This window comes from Polaromonas sp. P1_E1_2, from assembly GCF_056406035.1.
In genome coordinates this window covers 1-5,704 of record NZ_JBFUAZ010000249.1, presented here as the reverse complement: position 1 = coordinate 5,704, position 5,704 = coordinate 1, and the positions used below count along the sequence as shown (strand labels likewise).

Here is a 5,704-nt window from a genome sequence, read left to right as displayed (position 1 = left end):
TTGCCAGAGTGCGCGCATCACGTTGTCCAGTGTCGCGCCCCCGGCAGCTCCGCCTTCTGCCCGAAGCGTCAGATCAAAACACAGCGCCACCAGCGCTCCCTTGGTGTAGTAGCTCACGGTGGCGTTGGGCGTATTTTCATCCTGCCGGTAATACTTCACCCAGGCATCGAAGCTCGCCTGGGCGACGGATTGAACCAGCCGGCCCGGGGTCTGCATGACCTGGTTGATGGTCTTGTTGAGCAGCTTGAGGTAGCCGGCGTTGTCCAGCAGGCCGGCGCGGCGCAGCAACAGGTCGTCGTAGTAACTGGTGAAGCCCTCGAAAAACCACAACAGCCCGGTGTAATTCTCGGCGCCGTAGTCGTAGTGTTCAAACTCCGCGGGACGCAGCCGCTTGACATTCCATGTATGGAAATATTCGTGGCTGATGAGGCCGCGCAGCGTGGTGTAGCCTTCTGCCGTGCGGGATTCACCCAGGCGCGGCAAGTCCTTCCGGTTGCAGATCAGTGCAGTCGAGTTGCGGTGCTCGAGTCCGCCGTAGCCTTCGTCCACCGCGTTCAGCATGAAGAGGTAACTCTTGAAGGGAGGCTTTTTCGCACCATGCCAGAAACGGATCTCCGTTTCGCAAATCTTCTGGGTGTCCGCCAGCAGCCTTGCGCCGTCGAAGCTCGGGGCCGCGCCCGCGACCACCATGCGGTGCGGCACGCCGCGCGCCGTAAAAGTACCGCTCCAGAAAGCGCCCATTTCCACGGGGCAGTCCACCAGTTCGTCGTAATCGGCCGCCAGGTAGGTACCAAACCCATGCTTGTTGACTGCCTGCGGCCTGAGCCCTGTGGCCAGTGACCAGCCCTTGGCGGCTTTCGGTGTGAGGATCTCCAGCACATGCGCGGCTTTTTCCTGGCCCTGCACTTTCAGGCACAGGCTGGTGCCGTTGAAAAAGCCGCGATGGGAATCCAGCCAGGCGCTGCGCACGGAGTTGTCGCAGGCATACACCTCATAGCGCAGCACCAGCGGTTTGGCAGGCGAGCACTGAATCTGCCAGGTGCATTTATCGAGCTGTTCGGCACGAAGCGGTGTTCGTACCGTTTGGCGAGCCTCCAGGTTCTGCAGGTTTTTGGAGAATTCCCGCACCAGGTAACTGCCGGGGATCCACACAGGCAGCGAGACCCTTTGCAAAGCGTCAGGCTGTGCGATCGTGAGGGTCACGCGAAAGAGGTGGGCGTGCAGAACGTCTGTTTCGACGCGGTAGTGAAGGGGGGAGGAAGTGTTTTTAGGGGTGCCTGGCATCTTGCGCAAAGAATACCCCACGTCTGCCGCCAGCTGCATGGGGGCGCCCGACGGATCAAGTCGATCGGGCTGTAAATGCTATCAAAAAAGGAGCTGCTCGCGCAGGTGGTGTGCGGGCTGGAGGTCGATTTTGTATCTAAACAGGGCCTTCTGGCCCATTTTCAGGGAGTTTTTGCACTGAGCAGCATTTTTTCGACTTCCTGGGCGCTGACCGCGCCTGGCGCGCGGGATCCGTCAGCAAAAATCAGGGTGGGCGTGCCGGTGATATTGTATTTTTGGCCAAACTCGCGGTTTCGCTTGATGGCCGAGATGTCGCATTCGGCAGCCGCAGGCACGGTGTTGCGCAGCATCCAGTCGTTCCATGACTTCGCCTTGTCCTTGGCACACCAGATGTGGCGCGACTTGGCGACGGAGTCCGGTCCGAGCACGGGGTACAGGAAGAGATAAACGGTGACGTTGTCGACGGTGGTCAGGTCCCGTTCGAAGTGTTTGCAGTAGCCGCAATTTGGGTCTTCAAACACCGCCAGCCTGCGTTTCCCCTCACCGCGAACAATCTTGAAAGCGTCCTTCAAAGGGAGTTTGTCGAAATCGACTGCAYTGAGTTTCCCGATGCGTTCCTCGGTCAGGTTTTTTTTGTTTTTTACATCGAGAAGTTGACCCTGCAACAGGTAGTTACCTTGCTCGTCGGTATAGAAAATTTCGAAGCCAATACGTACCTCATAGAGGCCGCCCATCGGTGTTTTGGTGACTTCATCGATTTTTGCAAAAGCCGGAAATTTCTCTGACAGGTTTTTGCGGATGACGGCTTCCTGCGCAAAAACAGGAACCAGGCTGAACGCCGCCAGACTGAGCAGACCGATCAATTTCACTATTTTCATTTAAGTTCCAGTCTGTTTCTCAGTCATTCATAAACCCGCGGCTTGCCGCGTCAGCCAGGCCTTGAGCAAACCGCTTCGCTCAAACCCCTTCATGCCCCAATTGCGCAGGGCCTGCCAGCGCCCATCGGTTTGCGCAAAAATGCCATGCAAACCGTCGGTGACCGCGCCCATTGCCGCTACGTCGGCCTTGCGGGCCCTTTCGTAGCGCCGCAGCAGTTTTTCATCACCCAATCCGCGCCAATACTCACGCTGTGAAATCACCCCGGCCAGGCAAGCCGCATCGGCCAGGCCCAGGTTCAAGCCTTGACCGGCCAGCGGGTGCACCGTGTGCGCCGCATCGCCCGCCAAAGCCCAGCCGGGGCCGACCCAGTGCCCGGCGCTGGACAGGGAAAGCTGCCAGCTTGCCCGCTCGCTTGTCAGGCGCAGGTTACCGGTCTCTTCGCCGCACACGGCCTTGAGGGTGTTGCAAAATTCTTCCGCGGGCATTTTTTCGAGCAGGGCGGCCCGCTGTACAGGGACAGACCACACCAGCGCCGCCAAGTTCCCGTTGGCACCCGATAAAGGCAAAAGAGCCAGTATGTCGCCGTGGGTAAACCACTGGCGGGCAATGCCGCCATGGGGCTTGTCCAGCTCAAGCCGTGCTGCGACGGCCTTTTGCGGATAGGGCTTGATGGTCCAGTTGACCGGCCGGATCTGGGCGAACTCATCACGGCTGGCGCTTTTCTGGCCTTCGCAGATCACGTTGAGCGCGGCCTTGGCAGGCGCGTCCACCGTCTCGATTTGCGGCTGGTAGCGAACTGCCTGGCTCAATTGCTGCTCCAGCGCCGGGACATCCACAATCCAGGCCAGCGCTTCCTGGCCGACACTGCGCGCCGTGAAATCCAGCTTGCCGCCGTTGTCTCCCCAAACCTGCATTTCGACCACCGGCGTGGCAAAGGTCGTGTCGGGCCAGGCGCGCAGGGTTTCCAGCACGCTGCGAGACGCGCTGTTGAGGGCGTAAGCACGCACGTCGGGCATGGTGTGCATCCCCGGCGGCCTTTCAGGCCTGGTGACCAAAGCTACGCGCAGGCGCTCGCGCGCCAGCAGCAGGGCCAGTGTGCGGCCTACCACACCATCGCCGCGAATACAGACATCAAAGGTCTTGGACATGGCCCATTTTAGGAGGCAGGGCAAAATTGGTGCTTTGGGCAAACAATTACTGCGCGGTTTCTGGCCGTGCATCTGAACCTAAAGGCTTGAAAAGTGAGCGATCCATTGAACGAAACATTACCGGCCGACGCACCTACTGACCTCAGGGCCGTGATTTCGCGCCTTTATGTGTATCCGGTGAAATCCTGTGCCGGCGTGCAGGTGCAGGAAGCCCTGCTGACTGAAACCGGGCTGGAATTTGACCGTGCCTGGATGGTGGTGGACAGCAAGGGCGAATTCCTGACCCAGCGTGAATTGCCGCGCATGGCATTGATCAGGCCCCAGCTGAGGCACCACGACATGGTGCTGCGTGCGCCCGGCATGCTGGCCCTTCACATTGCGCTGGACCAAGTGGAAGAGCCCGTTCGCGTGCAGGTCTGGAAAGACGAAGTCCAGGCGTATGACATGGGTGCCATCGCGGCGCAATGGTTCACCGACTTCCTGGGCCAGGCTGCACGCCTGGTGCGGTTTGACCCCGAACACAAGCGGGTTTGCAGTCCGCAGTGGACCGGCGATGTGGAAGCGCTTAACCAGTTCAGCGACGGTTACCCGTTGCTGGTACTCAGCGAAGCCTCATTGGTGCATTTCAACGAAAAGCTGGTGGCTGCCGGCACCCCTGCGGTGGGCATGGAGCGCTTTCGTCCAAACATCGTGCTGGGCGATGCCGCTGGTGCCGACAGTCTGGCGCCGCACGATGAGGACCGCATTGAGGTGCTGCAGGTTGCCACGGCGCAAGGCGTGGTCCAGCTCAAGCCGGTCAAGCCCTGTCCGCGTTGCCCGATTCCGAATATCGATCCCGCGACGGCTGTCAGCAGCCCGGAAGTGGGCGACATGCTGCAAACCTATCGCCAGGATGCGCGGGTGAACGGCGCGCTGACGTTCGGCATGAATGCCATTGTGCTGGCGGGCATTGACCACCAGCTCAAGGTGGGCCAGCCGGTGGGTGCGAGTTATCAGTTTGAATGACTCTTGACCGCCCGCAGGGGCGGCGGGGCGTGGGCGGCCGTGGACGCAGGGAGCGCCTCTGGCGCCTGCGGACCGCTTGAGAGGCTGTCCAGCGTTGATTCGGCGTCCAGCGGCATGGGGTGTGTCAACTCCGGCTCGAGAAAGCGGATGGGGCGGCGGGTGCGAGCCGCCATGCTGTGCAGCAGGTCGGCCAGGGCCGTGGAAATTTCCTCGTGGCTGCCAAGGCGCTCGCTCAGCAGCACGCCCGCGACATGAAATTGCAGAACGACCTCCGGTTTCAGGCCCTTGAGCGGCATGAGGCCGGCCGCGATCAGGCGTGCCGCCAGGTCGGTGACTGGCGGGCGTGATTCAACGCCTTCAAGAATGAGGCCGAAGCGCGCCTCGTCGATGCGCCCCACGGTGTTGACATCGCGCAGAAGCCGGCGCAACTTGATCACGCTTCGCAGCAGGCTTTGCTCGGCCACCGCTGTGCCCCAGGTTTTCTTGATATACCGGTAGTTGACCAGCTCGATGTACACCACAGCCGCCGGCTCTTTGTGGCGCTGCGCCCGGCTGACCACCTGCTTGAAGCGGTCGTGGAAAAGATGTGCGGCGAGCAGGCCGGTGAGGGCGTCCTGGCTGGACATGGCCTGCTCGCGCGCTTCCACTGCGTGGCGCTCATGTGAGCGCGTGTTCAGCGCCACCAGCAGCAGGGGCACCTCAATGGTCAGCGCTGCCATCAGGCCGTAATGAGACAGCCACGACAGGGAAAACAGGCCCAGGATGCTGGTGACGGTGAGGAGCGTGACCAGCCCCAGCGGGGAAAAAGCCGCCAGTACCCAGAAACCCACGACATCGTGGCGTCGCCACGTCATGTAGGCCCGGCTTGTTCCCAGTGCAACAACGGCAACCAGGTAAGTCCCGAGGAGGCCTATGCCCAAGCCGCGCTCCAGCACGAGATAGGCCAGCGCCAGCGGCGCTCCGGCCATGCCTGTCCAGTAGGCCAGCCGCTCAAACCACTTGTGGCGTGAACCGGTGCCGCACAGGTGATGCACGACCAGCAKCGCCGAGCCGCCGCCCAGGATGGCGAGGAAGCCCTGCGCCATGTTGTTCCAGGTGCTGAAGTTGCCCCAGAGAAAATGGCCTGCCACTCCCGTCCACGCCGCTACGACGAGGGCCATGATGACGGCGTACACGGAATACCACCCATAGGCCCGGTCGCTGTAAACCCAGCTCTGGACAACGCAGGCAATGATCAACAGCACCAGTGCGCCGAATACCACGCCAATCGCGAGGTATTCCAGCTGAAGTCGCTGCGTCAGGTTGCCTCGCGTGCTGACCCGAACCGGAATGCTGACCTCCGTCTGGTGCTGTATGCGCACATACACGTCATGCACGCCGTTGTCCGG

Annotated in this window: 5 protein-coding genes; 1 reads left to right on the top strand and 4 read right to left on the bottom strand. The window is 61.2% G+C overall.

Features of this window, described 5'->3' with window-relative positions:
• The 3 genes from AC1D1P_RS12750 to AC1D1P_RS12740 all read right to left on the bottom strand — a co-directional run.
• Window positions 1-1,284 (bottom strand): M61 family metallopeptidase (locus AC1D1P_RS12750; RefSeq protein ID WP_477673238.1); only part of this gene is annotated, 1,284 nt, incomplete at its 3' end.
• Window positions 1,285-1,445: 161 nt separating this feature from the next.
• Window positions 1,446-2,162 (bottom strand): DsbC family protein, encoded by a 717-nt coding sequence (locus AC1D1P_RS12745; protein ID WP_477673237.1) that lies wholly within the window; start codon window positions 2,160-2,162, stop codon window positions 1,446-1,448.
• Between the two features lie 27 nt (window positions 2,163-2,189).
• Window positions 2,190-3,311 carry an FAD-dependent monooxygenase gene (locus AC1D1P_RS12740; protein WP_477673236.1) on the bottom strand — a complete coding sequence of 374 codons (1,122 nt, stop codon included), beginning with the start codon at window positions 3,309-3,311 and terminating at the stop codon, window positions 2,190-2,192.
• A 93-nt stretch (window positions 3,312-3,404) separates the two neighbouring features.
• Here AC1D1P_RS12740 and AC1D1P_RS12735 point away from each other — a divergent pair, with 93 nt between their 5' ends.
• Window positions 3,405-4,316 carry an MOSC domain-containing protein gene (locus AC1D1P_RS12735; protein ID WP_477668352.1) on the top strand — a complete coding sequence of 304 codons (912 nt, stop codon included), beginning with the start codon at window positions 3,405-3,407 and terminating at the stop codon, window positions 4,314-4,316.
• Here the strand turns inward: AC1D1P_RS12735 and AC1D1P_RS12730 are convergent.
• Window positions 4,304-5,704 (bottom strand): sensor domain-containing diguanylate cyclase (locus AC1D1P_RS12730; RefSeq protein ID WP_477673235.1); only part of this gene is annotated, 1,401 nt, incomplete at its 5' end. The genes AC1D1P_RS12735 and AC1D1P_RS12730 overlap by 13 nt on opposite strands.

Bases quoted from the DNA above. Each gene is read 5' to 3' on its own strand.
- AC1D1P_RS12740 (WP_477673236.1), bottom strand. From the start codon at position 3,311: ATGTCCAAGACCTTTGATGTCTGTATTCGCGGCGATGGTGTGGTAGGC.